Here is a 19,719-nt window from a genome sequence, read left to right as displayed (position 1 = left end):
CTATTAATTAAAAGTTAAAGCTGAGACTGAAACCAAATGATCTGGTAGATGGGATATAACCTCCCTCAATACCCTGAGCATTAGATCCGGCCATTTGCAAATATTCAGGATCAAAGTGCTTGGTAGCCTCTCCCCATATAGCCAGATTACGGCCAAATGCAGAGACACGCAGCTGCTTGATAGGACCTGTAAACTTAGAAGGTATTGTATAACCAAGTCTTACTTCACGAAGTTTAAAGTAATCTGTGCTAAATACATTCTGCTCGTCATTTCTGTCGTAGTGATATGCTCCGTATGTTTCTGCTCCAAGAACCTTTGTGTTTTTAACCGGGGTTGTTGTTACAGCTCCGGAAGCATCTGTATAGACAAATTTATTTGCGGCAGCATCCCATTTACCATAATAGCTGTCAATTAAGACGCCATTTTCACGGATATCCTTACCATTCTGAAGAGCAGACTCTTCAAAAATACCTGAATACATACCCCACATGTAAGAAGTGTAATACATATGGCCACCTCTCTGCATATCAATAAGGACACTCAGATCAAAGCCTTTATAATTAAATGCATTTGTCAAACCTGCAGTAAAGTTAGGAGTAGCATTTCCTATGTTTCTGATAGGTGTGGCTGCATAGTATCCTGTAGATGAATTAACGAGTTTATTACCTTGGTCATCATACACATATCCTGTACCATAGATTACTGGATATGAGGCACCTGTAAATGCTCCTGATTTAACACGGAATGGAGCGTTAGCAAGGTTCAGGTAGTTTAGCCCTTCAGCAATAGAGATAACTTTGTTTTCAAGTGTACCAAGGTTCAGTTGCATATCCCAGGTAAAATCATTTGTTTTAACCGGAACAAGATTAAGAGTAACCTCAATACCTTTATTTGACATATGTCCTGAATTAATATACATACTTGCATATCCTGTTGCACCTGAAATCATAACCGGTACAATCTGATCGTAAGTATCTTTCTGGAAGTAGGAAACATCAAAACCAACTCTGTTATCAAGCATACGAGCCTCTAGACCAACCTCCCAAGATCTGGTTGATTCTGGTTTAAGGAGTGGATTAGACATTGTTGTAGCAGGGCTATAGCGAGGGTTTGAGCCAAATGCACCACCTGATGATGCCGCATAATAAGACTCCAGGTTATAAGGATTTGTATCATTACCTACCTGTGCCCAGCCTCCGCGTACTTTTGCAAAATTAAGCCAGCTCATATCCTTAAGTGCGTCAAGGGATGTTAAAACTGCACTTAAGTTTACTGATGGATAAAAATACGATCTGTTACCTGCAGGTAATGTTGAAGACCAGTCATTCCTGGCAGTAATATCCAGGTAAATAAACTGATTCCAGTCCATTGTTACATTACCAAACACAGAGTTTATCCTTTTTTGGGACTTGCTGTCATAGGCTGTTGCCTTAACTTGTGAGTTTGAAAGGTTGTACAGTTCAGGAATAACCAAACCGCCAACTGTTATACCGCCTGTTCTCCAGCTCTTCCTGTCTGAACTGCTTGTTCCTAACAGAGCAGATACTCCAAATTTATCACTAAAGAATCTCTTGTTGAAGTTTGCAAAGAGCTCCATGTTTGTCTCCAAAGCCTCTCTTACATCAAGATAATACTCTGAAGTTGCTTGTGAACCAACTGCAAATCTCTCCTCCATTGCAAGATTGAAATAGTCAACACCTACACGACCTGTAATTTTTAACCAGTCAGTAAGTTTTAAGTTTAGTCCGGCATTTCCGTATACACGATTTCTTCTGTCACTCTGATAGTTTTTATATGCAGACCAGTAAGGGTTATCTGTATACATTGGAGTTCCGTCATCCCATGATGTTCTGTTCCAGGTACGCTGAGTACCATCTTCATTTAAATACTCTTTCAAATCCTGATAATCCAGTTGAGTTTGTGACCACTGCCACATCTTCTGCATTGGGTTCCTCTCACCATAACCGGTTTCAGGTCTGCCTGTTGCACCATTATTAACATAGTTAACACTTGCCCAGCCATCAAGATACTTATTCAGATTAGCCGTTCCGCTAAAGCTTACAGTATTCCTGCTTAGCTTACTGTTAGGGGTAATTCCGGTAATCTCACTGTTAGTGTAAGACAATCTGAATGTTCCGTCTTCACCTGCTTTTGCAATCTGGATGTTATTTGTGTAGTTAACACCATTCTGGAAGAATGTTTTATAGTCATTCTCAGGATACACCCAAGGTCTCTCTACTAAATAATTTTTAGTATCCCATGCATCAAAGGCATTCCATTCAAGAACTTTTATATTAGGATCATACTTTGGACCCCAGCTCTCGTCTGTTGCATAGTCAACAAGTCTGTAAGTTTTACCACCAATGGTAGCTGCAAGAAAACCATCAAGAGTACCAGCCCCTTCGTAAACAAAACCACCACCATACAGTTTTTGAAGTTGCGGCATATAGGCAGCCTGGTCTATAGTTACTGATGAGTTAACACTTACACCGAAAGTCTTTTGTGAAGCTTTTGCCTTTTTGGTAGTTACCATTACAACACCATTTGCTGCTCTTGAACCGTACAGAGCAGTAGCTGATGCGCCTTTAAGAACGGACATAGATTCAATATCATCCGGATTAAGGTCAGATGCAAGGTTACCTAAGTCATAACCGCCACCGCCTGTTGCTCCGTATGAGTAGTCTGCATTACTGATAGGAATACCATCTACCACAAAAAGCGGCTGGTTGCTACCGGTAAGAGATGTGTTACCTCTGACATTAATCTTTGCACCACCACCCATCTGGCCCGATGCTGCCTGTATCTGCACACCGGCAACTCTTCCGGAGAGAGCAGAAACAACATTGGATGTACGAACTTTCTGTAGTTCATCACCTTTTACATCCTGAACTGCGTAACCCAGAGCCTTCTTTTCACGGGAGATACCCAAGGCTGTTACAACAAGTTCATCAATCTTAATAGCGTCCTCTTCAAGAACAATCTCTACATAAGCCCTTCCATTTAGGGCAACTTCTTGTGTTCTGTAACCAATTGAGCTTACGATTAGAGATCCGTCGCTCTGAACATTACTGAAGGTAAATGTTCCGTTATCTGCCGTATTAGTGGCAGTTGTTGTACCCTTAACAACTACGGTAACAAAACCCAGTGGCTGGCCATTAACGTCAATCACCTTACCGGTAACGCGTCCTTGCGCCCAAGAAGAGACTCCTGCCAACAGGAGTACCAGAGTAAAGGCAATAAATTTGCCCACTCTTGTAAAATTCTCTTTTACATTCATAAATAAGTTTTTAGTTTAGTTTGAAATTTAGGTTAGCCTTACTTAGGAATAAGGCACCACAAATTTAACAAAATATATTACACTACCTAATTTTTATCTGTTAATCCAAATAAAAAAGGTGGCTTCACTAAGCCACCTTTAAAAAATTAAAATAAAAATGTTTGTTTAGACAAGCCCTTGTTCCAGAGTAGCCTGAGCAACCTTCATAAAGCCTGCAATATTTGCACCATTAACATAGTTAATGTAACCATCACTCTGTTTTCCATATTTCACGCAAGCTGAGTGGATGCTGCTCATGATCTGTTTAAGTTTTGCATCAACCTCTTCAGCTGTCCAGCTGATATGCATTGCATTCTGAGTCATCTCAAGACCTGAAACTGCAACACCACCGGCATTAACTGCCTTGCCCGGAGCAAAGAGGATCTTAGCTTTTACAAACTCTGCTATAGCTTCCGGAGTACAACCCATATTTGAGATCTCTCCTACGCAGGTAACACCGTTCTTAATTAGTTCCTTTGCATCGTCACCGTTAAGTTCGTTCTGGAATGCACAAGGAAGAGCTATATCAACTTTAACCATCCAGGATTTTTTGCCGGCGATAAATTTTGAACCCGGGAATTTAGTTGCATAAGGGGCAACAACATCATTGTTTGATGAGCGAAGTTCAAGCATGTATGCTATCTTCTCGGCATTCATCCCCTCTTCGTCAATGATAACTCCATCAGGTCCGGAAAGAGCAATAACTTTAGCACCAAGTTCAGTAGCTTTCATTGCAGCTCCCCAGGCAACATTACCAAAGCCTGAAACCGAAACAGTTTTTCCTTTAATTTCGATACCTTTTGTAGCAAGCATGTGTGTTACAAAGTATACACCGCCAAATCCGGTTGCTTCAGGACGGATTAGAGATCCTCCCCATGTTGCGCCTTTACCTGTAAGAACTCCTGTGTTTTCACGAGCAAGTTTTTTATAGTAGCCAAACATATAGCCTACTTCGCGGCCGCCTACTCCAATATCTCCGGCAGGAACATCTGTATCCGGGCCGAGGTGTCTCCAAAGCTCAGTGATAAATGCCTGGCAAAAACGCATAATCTCTGCATCTGATTTTCCTTTAGGATCAAAGTCAGATCCACCTTTACCGCCTCCCATAGGAAGAGTAGTCAGTGCATTTTTAAATGTCTGCTCAAAGCCGAGAAACTTAAGAATTGAAGGGGTTACAGAAGGGTGGAAACGGAAACCACCTTTGTACGGACCTATGGCGTTATTAAACTGAACTCTGTAACCAAGGTTAGTTTGAACTTCACCTTTATCATCCTGCCAGGTAACTCTGAATGTAAAAATTCTGTCCGGCTCAACCAATCTCTCGATAATTTTTGCTTTCTCAAATTCCGGATGCTGGTTGTAAATTCCCTCAATTGATTCAAGAACTTCGTGAACTGCCTGAAGGTACTCTTTCTCATGACCATATTTCTTTTCAAGTTTGGCCATTACATCTGCTACTTTCATAATAGAAATGTTTTTTATTTGTTATGTTAGTTAATATTGGTACTCAATTATTCCACTTCCCAGGTTGCTCCGCTCACCAGTAGATCATCCATACACTGGATTGGCGATTTTGAGCGAACCTCTGTAATCTGGTCTCTTACATTATCGTCATATGTCGTGTCTTTCACAGCTCTGATTACACCAAGTGCAACAGGATATTCAGGATACTGCATATCGATAAGCATTGAATGAAGGCCTGGATTCTCCTGGTGAGCATCGTGAACAAGCAGATCCTTCTCTGTGATACCGTTCTCACCAAGTTTAACAACCTTTAGTTTCATTCCGTCAAGCATCAGACCCTTGTCTCTATCCTTGCCAAAAATCATTGGTTCTCCGTGCTTTAGAACAATTGTTCTATCTGATCTATACTCTCTGTCTACCAAATTCCAGTGAGTTTTATCATTGAAAATGACACAATTCACCAGAACCTCAACAACAGCTGTGCCGTCGTGCTTAGCAGATTCAAGCATTATATCCTGTGTGAGTTTAAGTTCTACATCTAAACTCCTTGCAAAATATGTTCCTCTTGCTCCAAGTACCAAAGCACCGGGGTTAAAAGGATGCTCTACAGTTCCATAAGGGGATGTTTTTGTAACCTTTCCCAAAACTGAAGTAGGTGAATACTGCCCTTTTGTAAGACCGTAAATCTGATTATTGAATAGAAGTATATTTATATCTATATTTCTCCTGATTGCATGTATAAAGTGATTTCCCCCTATGGCGAGAGCATCTCCGTCTCCGGTAACCTGCCACACTGAAAGTGTAGGGTTTGCAACCTTAACTCCGGTAGATATTGCAGAGGCACGACCGTGAATTCCATGGAAGCCGTAAGTTTCCATATAATAAGGAAATCTTGATGAACATCCTATACCTGATACAAATACAAATCTCTCCTTAGTATAGTTGAGAGCCTCGCAAATATCAGGCATTGCTCTCTGAACAGAGGCAAGGATAGCGTGGTCTCCACAACCCGGACACCATTTTACCTCCTGATTACTTTTGAAATCTTGTGGTGTATATTTCATTTCAAATTATTTTACTTGTTTGAGATTAAAGTATTGCATTAACAGCATCTACAATTTCAGAAACAGTGAATGGCTGACCCTGAACTTTATTATGCTGATGATATTGGAATTGCTGATGACAAGCTCTTAGATAATTTGCAAACTGACCGCTGTTAAGCTCGCACACAATTATCTTTTTGAATTTTGAGAATACCTCAGCTGTGTTTTTTGGCAATGGGAAGATATAGTCAAAATGGGCAAGGCTAACACTCTTTCCCTGCTCGTGCAGCTCTTTAAGAGCTGTGTACAGATGCCCGTAAGTTCCGCCCCATCCAACAATAAGAACTTCACCGCTCTCATCTCCAATTACAGTCTGATCAGGAATATAGTTTGCAAGTCTTGCAACCTTTTCTGCACGCTCATTAACCATTCTTTCGTGAACAATAGGATCTGAAGATACGGTACCATTATTATTCTTTTCAAGACCTCCCACTCTGTGCTCCAAACCAACGGTCCCGGGGAGTGCCCACCTTCTGGCAAGTCTCTCCTCATCGCGTTTGAATGGCCAGAAAGGCACCTCATCAGGTTTTTCCAGTATTGGAGGATTAATCTCCGGATAATCTTTCATACTTGGAATTCTCCATGGTTCAGATCCATTTCCGAGAAAGCCCTCGGTAAGAAGCATCACCGGCATCATATGCTCCATTGCATATTTTGCAGAATAAAATGCTGCATCAAAACAATGTGATGGTGAGTGGGCTGCAATTACTGCAATCGGGCACTCTCCGTTTCTTCCGTAAAGCGCCTGATTAAGGTCAGTTTGCTCAGTTTTTGTAGGGATACCTGTAGATGGTCCTCCTCTCTGAACATCAACAACTACAAGCGGAAGCTCAGTCATAACTGCAAGCCCCAACGCCTCAGACTTAAGAGACAAACCGGGTCCTGATGTAGTTGTTACTGCCAGACTTCCTGTATAAGCAGCTCCAATTGCTGTACAAATACCTGCTATTTCGTCCTCACACTGAAGAGTCTTTGCATTTAACTCCTTGTGCAGAGCTAGCTCTTCAAGGATACTGGTTGCCGGTGTAATAGGATAAGATCCACAGAACAAAGGTCTGCCGGATTTTTCAGATGCTGCAAGAAGTCCCCAGGCAGTAGCCTGATTGCCGTTTATATTGCGGTAAAGACCTTTTTTCAGCTTGGCAGGCTCAATTTTATAAGTGTTTGGAATAGCGTGAATATTAGATGCATAATTAAAGCCATCCTGAAGAACCTTCTGATTTGCATCTATAAGAGCAGGGTTCTTTTTAAATTTCTTCTTAATATATTTAAAGGTAAACTCCAGGGGTCTGTTAAACATGTAGTAGCACATACCCAGAGTAAACATATTTTTAGACCTTACAATTGCTTTTGGGTCCAGTCCGCTATCTTTTAAACTCTCTTTTGTCAAAGAGGTAATTGCAGCAAATATTATAGTTCTGTCTTCAATTTTCAGCTCTCTTACCGGATCCTCTGTCGCAAAACCAGCTTTTTTCAAACCCTTTTCATCAAATGTATCAGAGTCCAAAATAATTGTTGCAGTGCTTTTGGTCCATTTGGCATTTGCTTTAAGAGCTGCCGGATTCATTGCAACCAATACGTCGCATAAATCTCCCGGGGTTCTTATCTCTCCGCTGCCTATGTTAACCTGAAAACCCGATACCCCTGAGATTGTTCCTTGAGGGGCCCTTATCTCAGCAGGAAAGTCGGGAAATGTAGAAAAATCATTCCCAAAAAGAGCTGAGGCGTCGGCAAACAGAGTACCTGTAAGCTGCATTCCATCACCGGAGTCTCCGGTAAAACGGATTACAACCTCTTTAGTGTCAATAACCTTGTGTTGCATATAAGTTTTGTTTACAAAATCTTGACAAATTTATACATTATTCTTAACCAAAAAATCTTTTTTGCTGAAATTTTAATTTATTATCAAATATTGCCAATTTTGTGCAATTTGTTAAGTATACGGAATAGCACACCTTATAGTTTAACATAAATCCGGCAAATATGCCGATTCAGAACAATATGAAAGATATTTTGTTATATTTTGATATATTTGCAACATATTACTATGGCTATAATTAGAAAACTAAACGGGATTTCCCCAACTATCGGAAAAAATTGCTTTATTGCAGAGAATGCTGCAATAATTGGAGATGTTGTTATTGGAGATGACTGCAGTATCTGGTACGGAGCGGTGTTAAGGGGAGATGTAAATCCAATCAGGATAGGGAACAGGGTTAATATTCAGGATGGTGCGGTTTTGCACACATTGCATAAAAAATCCGTGGTGGAGATTGGAGACAATGTCTCAGTGGGGCATAACGCTATTGTCCATGGAGCATCTGTCGGGAACAATGTACTTGTCGGGATGGGTGCTATACTAATGGATAATGCTGTAGTACCAGACAATACTATTATTGCTGCCGGTGCCGTTGTTCTAAGCAATGTAAAACTTGAGCCCGGTGTATATGCGGGAATTCCTGCAAAAATGGTAAAAGAGGGGACTCCTGAGATTGGGGAGTCGGCAAAGAGAAATGCCGAGGGCTATATGAAATATAAGGAGTGGTTTCTCAGCTCCTGCGAAGAAGAGTAGCTAATTACCCAAAATATTAATCAACAAAATTTAAATTAGATGAAAAAAATTATTTTTTTCGCGGCCTTAGTAGGTCTTTTCGCGTGTCAGCCCAAGCACGACGGATACATTATCGAGGGAACAATAACAGGAGAGAATCTTCCTGAAGGAAAGGTTATCCTTTCAAACTTTGCAAGAGCAGAGCAAATTTCTGACACCGTAGATTTCATTGGCGGTAAATTCAGATTTGAAGGAAAGGTTGTTACTCCTGAAAATTATGCAATTACAATTGAGGGAATTGATGGAAGAATCCAGTTTTTCCTTGACAACTCAGAAATCACTATTGAAGGTGCTGCAGAGGACTTCCCTAATGCAACAATCACAGGTGGTGTTACAAATGACCTTGTTATGGGTCTGAGAAAGCAACAGGAGGAGATTGGTGCAAAGTATGGTCTTGATTCACTTATGCGTGAGTACGGAAACAAGGAGACAACTCCTGAAAGAAAGGCTGAGATTATTGCTGTATACAATCAATCACAAAAAGAGGCTTTTGCTGTTGATTCTGCATTCCAGGCTGCAAATCCAAACTCATTTTATACTCTTATCCAGCTTACTCAAAAGGTAGAAGATTTTCCAATGGCAGAGATGGAGGCAAAAATTGCCTCTTTCAAAGCTCTTCCTGAATTTGAAGGAAACAGATATATTGCTCAGATTGAAGAGAGTCTTGCAACCCTTAAGACTCTTGAGGTTGGAATGGTAGCTCCTGATTTTACAATGAATGATCCTCAGGGAAATCCAATTGCACTTTCATCTGTGTATCCTAACAACAAAATCACTATGATTGATTTCTGGGCAGGATGGTGCGGCCCTTGCCGTCGTTTCAACCCAACTCTTGTTGAGATTTACAAAAAGTACAACAAACTTGGATTTGGAGTATTTGGTGTATCTTTTGACAGAGACGCAGAACTTTGGAACAGCGCAATCAAGGATGACAAACTAACTTGGCCTCAGGTTTCTGATCTTCAGTACTGGAACAGCGCAGCTGCAAAACTTTACCATGTTAAATACATTCCACAGAATATATTTGTTGACAGTGAAGGTAAAATTATCAAACGCAAAGTAAGTGAAGAGGAGCTTGTATCTTTCATTGAGGAACAACTCGGAATTACAGCTAAATAAAGTTTGAGTCTTAAAATAATGAGGGTGCCCAAAAAGAAATTTTGGACACCCTTTTTTTTGCCCTTTGATGCTGCCGGACGGTTATAGTGGCGAAGCCATCTAAAGTTTCCCACATCAAAAAACCGTTTTATATTCTACACCCGTGCCCTTGTAACACGCTATATACCTTTAAGTTAACACTTAATCCCGCGGATGATCCGCGGGATTAAGTGTTAACGCACTTACAGCAAGCAAGATACAGCCGCACGGGGCTGCCACTTCACGCAGCTCGGGTTTTAGATTTACAGCGGAATTGTATATGTTCAAGCTACAGCAAACTGAATGCTGCTGTCAAGCCGGCCATCACTATAGCAACCATACTCATTAGCTTAATAAGTATGTTAAGTGAAGGACCTGAGGTATCCTTAAAGGGATCCCCAACAGTATCGCCAACTATTGACGCCTTATGGCTGAGTGAACCAGGCCCGCCAAAGTTCCCCTCCTCTATATATTTCTTTGCATTATCCCAAGCTCCTCCTGCATTTGCCATGAATATTGCAAGTACAAAACCGGCACCAAGACCACCGGCAAGTAAACCCATCACTCCTGAAACACCAAAAACCAAGCCTGTTACTACAGGTACAGCTATTGCCAAAATAGAGGGAAAAAGCATCTCTCGCTGAGCCCCTTTGGTTGAAATCTCAACACATCTTGCATAATCAGGAGTTGCTTTACCCTCAAGAATACCTTTGATTTCACGGAACTGCCTTCTTACCTCCTCAACCATCTGGCGTGCAGCTCTTCCAACTGCATTCATTGTAAGGCCACAGAAAAGAAAAGACATCATTGAGCCCAAAAAAACACCTGCCAGAACTTTTGGATTCATAAGAGATACTTCATAGTACTCCATAAAATCAGGGATAGTTGCCCGTGCTACTTCAACTGTCCGACCGGCAATATCTATTGTATTCTGACCAAGATGGATCAATCCGATTTTTATCTCTTCAATATATGATGCAAGAAGTGCCATTGCTGTAAGGGCAGCTGAACCAATGGCAAATCCTTTGCCTGTTGCAGCAGTTGTGTTTCCGAGAGCGTCCAGAACATCCGTCCTTTTTCTCACCTCGGGTTCAAGACCACTCATTTGAGCATTTCCTCCTGCATTGTCAGCAATTGGGCCATAAGCATCTGTTGCCAGAGTAATTCCTAGTGTAGAGAGCATTCCCACAGCAGCTATCCCAATACCATAAAGCCCAAGGCTAAGGTTCTCCGCTGAAAGCATATTCTGAACATCAAAGTTGGTTGCACATAAAAAAGCAAGTATGATTGCGGCTGTAATTGTAAGTACCGGTATAGCAGTTGATACCATCCCAATTCCTATCCCGGATATGATAACGGTTGCCGGACCGCTCTGAGCACTCTCTGATATACTCTTGGTTGGTTTATATGAATGAGAGGTATAGTATTCTGTTGAGTGGCCGATTATTATTCCGGCTACAAGTCCTACAACTACAGAAAAAGATATACCAACCCAATTCTCAAGACCAAGAATATAAAGAATTCCAAAGGTTGCTGCCGCTATTAATATTGAGCTGACATTCACCCCAACGCCCAAAGATTTGAGTAACTCCTTCATTCCGGCACCCTCTTTTGTCCTTACAAGAAATATCCCAATAATTGAGAGAAGGATACCAACAGCAGCTATAAGCATTGGTGCAAAAACAGCCTTCATCTGAAGCTGAGGATTTATGTAAAATGCCGATGCTCCAAGGGCGGCAGTTGCAAGGATTGACCCGCAATAAGACTCATAAAGATCTGCACCCATTCCGGCAACATCTCCTACATTATCTCCAACATTATCAGCTATAGTTGCAGGGTTTCTTGCATCATCTTCAGGAATATTTTCCTCTACCTTACCAACAAGGTCCGCTCCCACATCTGCTGCTTTTGTGTATATACCCCCTCCTACTCTTGCAAAGAGGGCTTGAGTAGATGCCCCCATTCCAAATGTCAGCATTGTGGTGGTAATAATAACTAACTTTTGTCCCTCTGTTGCCTCTATAAAATTATCAAGAAGAATATACCATACAGAGATATCAAGAAGTCCCAGCCCTACAACAACAAGTCCCATTACGGCACCAGATCTGAAGGCTACTCTGAGCCCCCCGTTTAATGACTTTCTTGATGCGTTTGCAGTCCTGGCCGATGCGTATGTTGCTGTCTTCATTCCAATAAACCCGGCAAGCCCTGAGAAAAATCCGCCTGTAAGGAATGCAAACGGAACCCATTCATTCTGGACACCAAAACCATAGGCAAGAATTGCAAAGAAAATTGCAATAACAATAAAAACTATAGTAACAACTTTGTACTGCTGCCTTAAATACGCCATTGCTCCGCTGCGTACATAGGAGGCAATCTCCATCATTCGCGGAGTCCCTTCGCTCTCTTTCATCATCTCTTTAAAGAAATAGCGGGCAAAAATCAGTGCTGCAAGTGAGGCTAGCGGCACCAGATAGAAAAGAAGTTCAGTTTTCATAATTTGAAGTTTGGTTAATCCATGTGTTCAAAAAAGCCCTCTTCTATTGAGGGCAAAATGGTCCTGGCTACTCTTTTAAGGTTCGCTTCTGAACCTGTTGAAAAGAACCTGGTCTGCTCTTCCTGATTTAGAGTTCCCTCCTGAATCAGGCCTCTCTCCTCCATTATTTCATATGTATGTTTTGCAACAGCCGGTGCAGGATCAACAAGAGTAACGCCCTCTCCTGCTATCTCCCTGATCTGATCACTCAGAAAAGGATAGTGAGTACAACCGAGTACAATATAGTCCGCCCCTTTAGCTATCATTGGGGTAATATATTTGGACAATAATTTTTTACTCTCCGGAGTATCGGCCTTACCGTTTTCAACAATATCAACAAGGCCGGTTCCTACCTTCTCAACAACTCTCAGTCCTGTTGCAAATCTTCTTAGAGTCTTGTTGTAAAGCCTTCCCATAAATGTCCCTTTTGTTGCCAGAACTCCTATAACTTTTGTTTTTGACATCTTTGCTGCAGGTTTAACTGCAGGCTCCATTCCGACAAATGGAATTTCGTATTTCCACCTTAGCTCCTCAATGGCCGCTGCAGTAGCTGTATTGCAAGCAATAACGATGATTCCGGCACCATTTTTAATTAAAAAATCAGTAATGCTCATTGCTCTGGAAATAATCTCAGACTGTGGCCTGGGTCCATAGGGTGAGAAAGCATTATCTGAAACATAAATCATCCTGTTACCGGGTATAACTTTAATTAACTCTCTCCAGACTGATAATCCGCCTACTCCGGAGTCAAAGATACCTACAATGTTATTTTGTTTGTTTTGAGAATCCATATAAAAAAGGAAATCGCCCTACAATTTGATTTGCAGGACGATTGTAAAGTTATAAAAAAATATTCTCTACTGTTGCTGTGGAGCAGGAAGTTTTTTATCTGCAGGGATTCCAAGTTCCTTTTTTGCCATAGGCATCACATCAACACTCTGTTCTGCATTAATGAAAGGCACTGCTCCTGTTGATGTATCAAAAATGTAAATAAATCCTTGCTCTTTGCCAATTTTCTGAATAGCATCATTTGCTTTTTTGAAGACCGGAGCAAGTAGTAAGTTTTGCATTTGCTGATACTCCTGACCTGCACTTTGCTGAAACTGTTCAAATCTAGCCTGAATTTCCTGAAGCTCCTTTTGTTTTGCCTCCAATACAGCAGCAGTCCAGGTAGCCTGTTTTTGCTGATATGTATTCAGTTTAGTATTAAACTCAACCTGCATAGCCTCCATTGTTTCGTTAAGGTCAGCAGAATATTTCTCTAGTTTTACTGCAGCACTATCTCTGTCCGGCATCAACGCAACCAACTCCTGTGTGTTCAAATGACCAAATTTCAGAGCTTGCGAAAACGAAGTCGTGGATACTGCAAGAAATAGTACCAGTAGTATTTTCGATAAATGTTTCATAAAAGAATTATAAATTATTGTGTTTGTTATTTCAGGTTTAATTTCCTTATTACTCTGTCAGTAATATCAACTCTTGGGTTTTTGTAAACTACCCCCTGTACCACATTGATATCAAAAACTATGCCCAGTCCCATCTCGGCAGCAACGGCATCAATCGCCCCCTGCACTCTTCTCTGTATAGGCTCCATAAGCTCCATTGTCATTTTTGAAAAGGATCCATCCTGGCCAAATATCTCTTTCTGTCTCTCTTTTGCGTTCCTCTCCATCGTGATAATCTCGTTCTCCCTTGCCTGGCGTAAATTGTCGCTTAGTCTTGACTTCTCAGACTGATATTTCCTGAAAAGCATCTCAATTCTATCCTTGTCTGTTTGAATATCGGCTTCATGACCCTCTCTAACCTGGTCAAGGCGGCTTTGTGCTGTTTTATACTCGGGCATTTTGTCAAGAATATCCTGAGTGTTCAGATATCCATAGTTCTGAGCATTTACTGTAAAAACAGAAGCCAGAACAAATGCGAATGTTATCAAAATTCTTTTCATATCTGTAGATGTTAATTTTAAAATTGTTGTCCAATTACAAAGTGGAAATTACTTCCTCCCCTTCTCTTGTCTCCTACAGGATCAAATCCATAGCCCCAGTCAATACCAAGCATCCCTACGATTGGAAGAAGAACTCTTACACCCACACCGGCAGATCTCTTGATCTGGAAAGGGTTAAAGTCTTTAATATCTGACCATGAGTTACCACCTTCAAGGAAGAGAAGCGCATATATAGTTGATTGTGGCTGCAAAACAAGCGGATAACGAAGTTCAACAGTAAACTTATCGTATACATTGCCTACATATCCATTGTTCTTTCTTGGGGTAAGCGAGTTGTTTTCGTATCCTCTCAAACCGATGATATCTGATCCGTATGTATTGTAACCCGACATACCATCTCCGCCTACTATAAAACCTTCAAATGGTGAATAGCCAAGATTTCTGTTATAGTATCCCAGATATCCAAACTGAGCTCTGGTCATAAGTACGAGGTCTCCAACAATTGGTGTAAAAAGAGCCCCTTTGAATGTCCATTTGTGATACTCAATCCATTTGTACCTCTGAGCATCTGTCATACCCTTATAATTGGTATCCTTTGGGCGGAAGAGTGAGTATGGAGGAGTCAACTGCAGTCCCATTTGGAAATCAGAGCCCTTTCTGGGATAGATTGCCTGGTCAGTTGAATTCCTTGAAAGATTAATCTTCCAGCTTATATTGTTGGATAGACCATCTGTAAAGAGGAAATAGTACTGCCAGTCAGTTAACCTGTATGTCTGCCAGCTTAGTTCATTATAGAAAACAAACCAGTTATCGGGCCATTTTAATCTTGTACCAATCCCGGCGCCAAATCCATATACCTCCATACTCTGACCTGAATTCTGGTAAAAATAGTAGGAGTTGGTTTGTCTTGTATAGTATGCTGAGATATTTAGCGATGTAGGTTTCTTCCCGGTAAGCCAGGGCTCAGAGAAACTTGCTGAAAACGCAGTGTAATATGTTCCGTTTGTCTGGAATCTTATAGATAATTGCTGACCATCACCAAGTGGAACTGGTCTCCATGAACTCTTTTTGAAAACCCTCCCTATGGAAAAGTTATTGAAACTCAACCCAAGGGTACCTACAAAAGTATTACCTCCCCAACCTCCGGCCAGTTCCAGCTGACTGTTTGGCTTCTCCTCTACATTATATGTAACATCAACTGTGTTAGCATTGTAATTAGGCATGATATTGTATCCGGATGGAGACATTATCTTCTCAGGTTCAAAGTGCCCCATAGATGCAAGATCTCTTAATGAACGCTCAAGTTCAGACTGACTAAAGAGATAGCCCGGTTTTGTCCATAACTGCCTTCTTACAACTTTCTCGTTAGTTATGTTGTTTCCATTGATAACAATACGGTTAAATGTTGCCGGTTTTCCCTCAACCATTCTCATCTCTACATCTACCGAATCTCCGTCAATTCTAACCTCAACAGGTGACACATTGAAAAAGAGATAACCATTGTCCCTGTATAATTTTGAGACGTTGCCCTCCTCTGCTTCAAATAATCTCTTCTCCATAGAGACAACATCATAGATATCTCCGCTTTTAATTTTAAGTACTGAATTCAGCTGTTCAGAAGAGTAAATTGAGTTACCGGTCCATGTTATATCTCTGAAATAATACCTCTTTCCTTCATCAATTACAAAATGGATTCCCAGTCTTCCATCTTCAATGTAATACATAGAATCCTTTACAATACGAGCATCCCTGTATCCTCTCTCTCCATAAGCCTGAAGTAAGAGCCTCTTGTCATTAGGATACTCCTTTTCGTTAAATTTCTTTGAATTGAAAAAGTTAAGGATTCTCATATCCTTTGTCTTTTTCATTGCAGAGGCAAGCTTTGACCCCTTAACATTCTCATTACCCTCAAAAGATATCTTCTTAATCTTAACTTTAGATTTTCTGTCAACCTTAAAGGTGACCTTTACGGCGTTTCTTATAAGAGTATCCTGCTCCTGCACAACATTAACCTCTGTTTGAAGGAAACCCTTTTCAATATAAAATTTCCTTATTATTTCAGAGGTGGAGCCAATTAGGTATTCAGACAGCTCGCTTCCCCTTCTCAGCTTAAGTTTTTCATTAAGATCACTCTTCTCTCCTGACTTAATCCCCTCAAATTCCCATCTTGACACTCTTGGCCTTTCAAGCAAGTCAAATCTTATGTATGCTGTATCCCTTAACACAGAATCAATATGGACACTTACATCAGAAAAGTATCTCTGCATGTAGATACGCTTAATGATTGCCGATATATCCTCTCCGGGAATTGTGATTTTATCTCCAACGGATAATCCTGTGAGAGATAGAATTTGATCCTTTCCAAGGTATTGTATACCGGAAACCTCAAGACCTCCTATTACATACTCTTTAGGAGAATTGTAGTCAACTACAATGTTTGTTTTCTGCTGGTTCTGCTGCTGAGCCGAGGCTCCAAGCGGAGAGAGCAATGCTAGTAGTAATAATAGCGAAAGAGACTTCATTTGCACACTATGTGGGTAAAATTGCAAATATAGGTTTTTATTTGGATTCAAAGCCCAAGAGATTATAGATTATTAACTTGTTCACCGGTCTTTCCGTATCTGCGCTCTCTGGCAGCATACTCCTCCAGTGCTTGCTGAAAGTCATTTTTGCGAAAATCGGGCCAAAGCACTTCTGGGAAGTAAAATTCTGTATATGCCGTTTGCCAGAGAAGATAATTGCTTATCCTTTGCTCTCCACTTGTGCGGATAAGCAAGTCAGGATCTGGTATTCCAGCCGTTGAGAGATACTTGTCAAACTCATCTGGCGAAGGCATCTGCAGGGAGAGGCTATTCTCTTTATAATATCTGTGGGCTGCCTGAAGTATATCCCATTTTCCGCTATAACTGAGAAAAACAATAAGAGTGAGGCCCGTTGAGGCTTTTGTGGAATCTTCCGCAGAGAGAATTTTTTCCTGAACAACTTTAGGAAGCCTCTCCTTATCTCCTATCACCCTGAATTTAACATTATTTTTAAGCAGTGTGGGTGTCTCTTTCAGTATCGCATCAACCATAAGCTCCATAAGAGTATTGACCTCATCCTGCGGCCTCTTCCAGTTTTCATCGGAAAAGGCAAAGAGGCTCAAAAACCTAATCCCCTTTTCTGCGGCAAATTCTGTTGCCTGCCTTACTGACTCAACTCCTGCTCTGTGGCCAAAAACTCTTTTAAGCCCCTGCTTTTTTGCCCATCTTCCGTTTCCATCCATTATTATTGTAACATGGACAGGTATTTTTCCATTATCAATCATCTTAGATATTAAGTGTTTCTCCGGTCTTCTCCCCAGAACAATTTCTCCTTAAGAGCCTCTATGAAGTTATTACTGGAAAGTGAAATAAAATTCAGATCAAACTCGGCCTTACTAACCATAAATTTTTCTCCGGAGGAGACAATTACAGATCTGTTGTCCAGACTAAGGACAGCTCCTGCTCTTCTTGAAGTAACAGTAACCTCAATTATGGATTCGTCTGATACAACAAGTGGCCTGATATTCAGGTTATGTGGAGCAATTGGAGCAACAATTACAGCTTTTGAGGCCGGAATCATTATAGGTCCACCAAGGCTAAGTGAATATGCAGTTGATCCGGTGGGGGTTGCAATCACCATCCCATCTGACCAGTAAGGAGGTAGTTCAGCCCCATCAATTTTCAAAGTTACAGATAGCATTGAGGGATCCTGTCTTTGTACAGAAACTTCATTGAGGGCATAAGGATAAAGTCCGTTAAGATAACTCCCGGAACTAAGCTTCAGAAGACTTCGTTTTTCTGTTTTGTAATCTTTGTTTATAAGTCTCTCAATCCAGTAATGACTTGGTTCCGAGTCTGCTGTTGTTAAAAAGCCGAGTCTTCCAAAGTTTATGCCTGCTACAGGAATTCCTCTGTCTCTTATATAAGTTAGAGATTCAAGAAGAGTACCATCTCCTCCAAGTGAAAGAAAGATATCCGTTTCCGGATCCATATCTTCATAACTGTGAAAAAGTGCCGATGCTGGTATGGCAAGTTTGTGAAATCCAATTGCTCTTTTATAAAAAGGTGCATAAAAGATGAGTTCTGCTCCTCTGTATGATAGAGAATTGATAATAAAGGTGAGTTTGTCGTGCCACCTCTTGTCAATTTCTCTCGCAAATATTGCAATCTTCATCTTAAATATTTAAAAGTTGCCAAAATTACATAAATTTGTCTCCACTATGGCAAAATTAAGTGTAAATATAAACAAATTTGCTACTCTCAGAAATGCAAGGGGTGGCAATCTGCCCGATGTTCTTAAGGCAGCTCTTGATTGCGAGAGATACGGAGCTCAGGGTATTACAGTCCATCCCAGACCAGATGAGAGACATATCAGATACAAGGATACAAGAGATCTAAAAGGTATCCTTACTACAGAATTCAACATTGAGGGAAATCCGGTAGACAGTTTTATAAATCTTGTTCTGGAGGTACTTCCTGAACAGGTTACTCTTGTTCCTGATGCTCATGATGTAATAACATCAAACAGTGGATGGGATACAAAAAAGAACCTTAACTATCTTAAAGGAGTTGTCTCAATTTTTAAAAGTCACGGTATAAGAACATCAATATTCGTTGATCCTGTTCCTGAGATGATATTCTATGCTGCAGAGAGCGGATGTGACAGGGTAGAGCTATACACAGAATCATACGCATCCGGTTATAGTAACAACAGGGAGAGAGCTCTTGAGCCTTACTACAGGACGGCAATAGCAGTAAAAGAGAGCGGACTGGGTCTGAACGCAGGACACGACCTGAACCTTGAAAACCTCAACTATTTTGCCAGAAACATTACCTGGCTTGATGAAGTATCTATAGGACACGCTCTTGTATGTGATGCCATTTATCTGGGGCTGGAGAATACCATCCAGGCCTATCTTAGACAATTAAACAATTATTAATTATATTTGCGTTTTATTTAACACTACAAAAATGAAAAATGCCTCTATTATCTTGAATTCAGTTTTAGCCGTTGCGGTTATAGTACTTTACATTCTACACTTCTCGTCAAAACCCGGCTCTTCACCCGCCGGTGAACAAGGCGAAGCTATTGTTGCAGGACAGGGAAGCGTTGTTTATATTCAAATTGACTCTCTTATGAATCAGTACGATATGTTCAACGATCTTAAATCTGAACTGGAGAGCAAGGCTCAGGTGATTCAGGACGACCTTAGCAAAAGAGGAAGAGCTTTTGAACGCGACTACAAAGACTGGGAAGAGAAGATTCAAAAGGGTCTGATTACACGTGCACAGGCAGAGACTCAACAGCAGCAACTGGCTGCTCGTCAGCAGGAGCTGCAATCTCTGGGACAACAGAAGCAGATGGAGATGGCAGAAGAGGAGAGCGTACTTATAAACAAAGTAATGGACGCCCTTAATACCTATCTTAAAACATACAATGACCAGAAGAGGTTCTCTATTATTATTAATTCATCAGCTACAATGAACACAGTTCTTCAGGCTGACTCAGCCCTGAATATAACCCGAGAGGTTGTTGCAGGTCTTAATGAAGAGTATGTAAAAACAAAATCAAAAGGCAAATAAA

General features: G+C 40.9%; 15 protein-coding genes. 4 read left to right on the top strand and 11 right to left on the bottom strand.

Features of this window, described 5'->3' with window-relative positions; genetic code table 11:
- Positions 1–7 precede the first annotated feature (7 nt).
- The 4 genes from U5907_09425 to U5907_09410 form a co-directional block, all read right to left on the bottom strand.
- Positions 8–3,277 carry a SusC/RagA family TonB-linked outer membrane protein gene (locus tag U5907_09425; protein ID WRQ32795.1) on the bottom strand — a complete coding sequence of 1,090 codons (3,270 nt, stop codon included), beginning with the start codon at positions 3,275–3,277 and terminating at the stop codon, positions 8–10.
- A gap of 165 nt (positions 3,278–3,442) precedes the next feature.
- Positions 3,443–4,780 carry an NADP-specific glutamate dehydrogenase gene (gene gdhA / locus U5907_09420; protein WRQ32794.1) on the bottom strand — a complete coding sequence of 446 codons (1,338 nt, stop codon included), beginning with the start codon at positions 4,778–4,780 and terminating at the stop codon, positions 3,443–3,445.
- A gap of 47 nt (positions 4,781–4,827) precedes the next feature.
- Positions 4,828–5,844 carry a 2-oxoacid:ferredoxin oxidoreductase subunit beta gene (locus tag U5907_09415; GenBank protein ID WRQ32793.1) on the bottom strand — a complete coding sequence of 339 codons (1,017 nt, stop codon included), beginning with the start codon at positions 5,842–5,844 and terminating at the stop codon, positions 4,828–4,830.
- 25 nt (positions 5,845–5,869) lie between these two features.
- The gene (locus tag U5907_09410) at positions 5,870–7,705 is read right to left on the bottom strand and encodes a 2-oxoacid:acceptor oxidoreductase subunit alpha (protein WRQ32792.1); all 1,836 of its coding nucleotides are present in this window, start codon (positions 7,703–7,705) and stop codon (positions 5,870–5,872) included.
- A 225-nt stretch (positions 7,706–7,930) separates the two neighbouring features.
- On the opposite strand from U5907_09410, the gene U5907_09405 reads away from it, so the two are divergent.
- Positions 7,931–8,455 carry a gamma carbonic anhydrase family protein gene (locus tag U5907_09405; protein ID WRQ32791.1) on the top strand — a complete coding sequence of 175 codons (525 nt, stop codon included), beginning with the start codon at positions 7,931–7,933 and terminating at the stop codon, positions 8,453–8,455.
- A gap of 39 nt (positions 8,456–8,494) precedes the next feature.
- Positions 8,495–9,613: a TlpA disulfide reductase family protein gene (locus U5907_09400; GenBank protein WRQ32790.1), complete on the top strand. Its 1,119-nt coding sequence runs from the start codon at positions 8,495–8,497 to the stop codon at positions 9,611–9,613.
- A gap of 307 nt (positions 9,614–9,920) precedes the next feature.
- Here U5907_09400 and U5907_09395 read toward each other — a convergent pair whose 3' ends face one another.
- From U5907_09395 to U5907_09365, 7 genes are all read right to left on the bottom strand, one after another.
- Positions 9,921–12,128 carry a sodium-translocating pyrophosphatase gene (locus U5907_09395; GenBank protein WRQ32789.1) on the bottom strand — a complete coding sequence of 736 codons (2,208 nt, stop codon included), beginning with the start codon at positions 12,126–12,128 and terminating at the stop codon, positions 9,921–9,923.
- A gap of 14 nt (positions 12,129–12,142) precedes the next feature.
- Entirely contained in the window at positions 12,143–12,958 is an 816-nt protein-coding gene (gene murI, locus U5907_09390; protein WRQ32788.1) for a glutamate racemase, read from the bottom strand.
- 66 nt (positions 12,959–13,024) lie between these two features.
- Complete coding sequence (locus U5907_09385; GenBank protein ID WRQ32787.1) at positions 13,025–13,573, bottom strand: OmpH family outer membrane protein; 549 nt, start codon at positions 13,571–13,573, stop codon at positions 13,025–13,027.
- A gap of 26 nt (positions 13,574–13,599) precedes the next feature.
- On the bottom strand, positions 13,600–14,112 hold the full coding sequence (locus U5907_09380; GenBank protein WRQ32786.1) for an OmpH family outer membrane protein: 513 nt from the start codon (positions 14,110–14,112) through the stop codon (positions 13,600–13,602).
- A 17-nt stretch (positions 14,113–14,129) separates the two neighbouring features.
- Positions 14,130–16,634, bottom strand: coding sequence for an outer membrane protein assembly factor BamA (gene bamA, locus U5907_09375; GenBank protein WRQ32785.1), 2,505 nt, complete (start codon positions 16,632–16,634; stop codon positions 14,130–14,132).
- A 62-nt stretch (positions 16,635–16,696) separates the two neighbouring features.
- A complete protein-coding gene (gene uppS, locus U5907_09370) occupies positions 16,697–17,419 on the bottom strand; it encodes a polyprenyl diphosphate synthase (GenBank protein ID WRQ32784.1) in 723 nt (240 codons plus the stop codon).
- An 8-nt stretch (positions 17,420–17,427) separates the two neighbouring features.
- Positions 17,428–18,309, bottom strand: coding sequence for an NAD(+)/NADH kinase (locus tag U5907_09365; protein WRQ32783.1), 882 nt, complete (start codon positions 18,307–18,309; stop codon positions 17,428–17,430).
- 46 nt (positions 18,310–18,355) lie between these two features.
- Here U5907_09365 and U5907_09360 point away from each other — a divergent pair, with 46 nt between their 5' ends.
- Positions 18,356–19,075 carry a pyridoxine 5'-phosphate synthase gene (locus tag U5907_09360; GenBank protein WRQ32782.1) on the top strand — a complete coding sequence of 240 codons (720 nt, stop codon included), beginning with the start codon at positions 18,356–18,358 and terminating at the stop codon, positions 19,073–19,075.
- A 31-nt stretch (positions 19,076–19,106) separates the two neighbouring features.
- Complete coding sequence (locus U5907_09355; GenBank protein WRQ32781.1) at positions 19,107–19,718, top strand: OmpH family outer membrane protein; 612 nt, start codon at positions 19,107–19,109, stop codon at positions 19,716–19,718.
- The last annotated feature ends 1 nt before the right edge of the window (position 19,719 follow it).

The sequence above is a fragment of the Bacteroidales bacterium MB20-C3-3 genome, assembly GCA_035609245.1.
Taxonomy (GTDB): Bacteria; Bacteroidota; Bacteroidia; order Bacteroidales; family UBA932; genus Bact-08.
The sequence above is the reverse complement of the archived record's forward strand: the minus strand, read 5'-3'. Positions and strand labels throughout refer to the sequence as shown.